Genomic DNA, 2,156 nt, shown 5'->3' with positions numbered 1-2,156 from the left:
CTGTAGGCCAGGGTATGAGCCAGGGCGCGGAAGTCCTCCAGCATCGGATCCATCAACGGCGAGTGGAACGCGTGCGACACCCGCAACCGCTTCGTCCGGACCCCCCGAGACTCCAACTCGGCAGCGATGGCCAGGACCGGCTCCTCCACCCCGGCGATCACCACCGAGGCCGGGCCGTTCACCGCCGCGACCGACACCTCCTTCTCACGCCCGACCAGCAGCTCGGCGACCTGCTCCTCAGCGACCTGCACCGCCACCATCGCCCCACCGGCCGGCAGCGCCTGCATCAACCGCGCCCGGCCCGCCACCAGCACACACGCGTCCTGAAGCGACAGCACCCCGGCCACATGCGCCGCGCTGATCTCCCCGATCGAGTGACCGGCCAGCACACCCGGCCGCACCCCCCACGAGGACACCAGCCGGAACAGCGCCGTCTCCACCGCGAACAACGCAGGCTGCGCCCACCCGGTCCGATTCAGCGCCTCCGCCTCCGCCGTGCCCGGCTCGGCGAACAGCACCTCGCGCAATGATCCCTCCAGCAGCGGGTCCAGCTCCGCGATCACCTCGTCCAGCGCCGTCGCGAACACCGGGAAGCGGTCATACAGCTCCCGGCCCATCCCCGCCCGCTGGCTGCCCTGACCGGTGAACAACACCGCCAGCTGCGGCTCCGCCCCGGCCACCCCGGCCACCACGCCCACACCCGGCAGGCCCTCGGCCAGCGCACCCAGCCCGGCCAGCGCACCGTCACGGCCCTCGGCCAGCACCACCGCCCGATGCTCGAACACCGACCGCGTCGTCGCCAGCGAGAACGCCACATCGGCCAGATCCAGACCGGGCTCGCCGTCCACACGCGAAGCCAGTTGTCCGGCCTGCGCCCGCAATGCCTCCGCCGTACGGCCCGACACCAGCACCGGAACCACACCCGCAGCCGGCATCCGGTCCTGCGAAGCGTCTTCTCCTTCCGGTGCTTCCGGCCCCTGCTCGAGGATCACGTGCGCGTTGGTGCCGCTGATCCCGAACGACGACACACCCGCCCGGCGCGGACGACCGGTCTCCGGCCACTCGACCGGCTCGGTCAGCACTTCCACCGCGCCCGAGGCCCAGTCCACATGCGACGACGGCGCATCCACGTGCAACGTCTTGGGCAGCATCCCGTGCCGGAGAGCCATGACCATCTTGATCACACCGGCCACGCCCGCCGCCGCCTGGGTGTGACCAAGGTTCGACTTGATCGACCCCAGCAACAGCGGCCGATCCTCGTCCCGGTCCTGGCCGTAGGTGGCCAGCAGCGCCTGCGCCTCGATCGGGTCACCCAGCGTGGTGCCGGTGCCGTGCGCCTCGACCGCGTCCACCTCAGTAGGGGACAAGCCCGCCACGGCCAGCGCCTGGCGGATCACCCGCTGCTGCGACGGACCGTTCGGCGCCGTCAACCCATTCGACGCACCGTCCTGGTTGACCGCCGAACCCCGTACCACCGCCAGCACCTGATGGCCGTTGCGGCGCGCGTCCGACAGCCGCTCCAGCACCAGCATGCCCACACCCTCGGAATAGCTCGTGCCATCCGCCGCGTCAGCGAAGGACTTGCACCGGCCATCGCCGGCCAGCCCACCCTGCGCACTGAAACCGATGAACACCCCCGGGTTGGCCATCACCGTCACACCACCGGCCAGCGCCAGCGAGCACTCCCCCTGCCGCAGCGCCTGCGCCGCCATGTGCATCGCCACCAGCGACGACGAACACGCGGTGTCCACCGTCACCGCCGGACCCTCCAACCCCAGCGCGTACGAAATCCGGCCGGTCGCAACGCTGGCCGCCGTACCGGTGCCGATGAAGCCCATCGCCTCCGGCGGGAGATCGACGCTCATCCCGTAGTCGCTATACATCACGCCGGCGAACACACCCGTGTGACTGCCCCGCAAGGAGACCGGATCCATGCCCGCCCGCTCGAAGGCCTCCCACGACGCCTCCAGCAGCAACCGCTGCTGCGGATCCATCGCCAACGCCTCACGCGGCGAGATCCCGAAGAACCCCGGATCGAACTGCGCGGCACCCTCCAGGAAACCGCCCTCGTGCACATAGCTGGTGCCCTGGCTCTCCCGATCCGGGCTGTACAACGCCCCCAGATCCCAGCCCCGCGTCGTCGGGAACTCACCGAT

Annotated in this window: 1 protein-coding gene; it reads right to left on the bottom strand. The window is 70.7% G+C overall.

Translation table 11 applies throughout. The annotated features are described in order from the left end of the window. The coding region (locus ACWD3H_RS47575; RefSeq protein WP_451959791.1) for a type I polyketide synthase at positions 1 to 2,156 on the bottom strand (2,156 nt) is incomplete at both ends.

Source organism: Streptosporangium sp. NPDC002607 (assembly GCF_053592655.1).
This window is presented reverse-complemented; position numbering and strand designations above follow the sequence as displayed.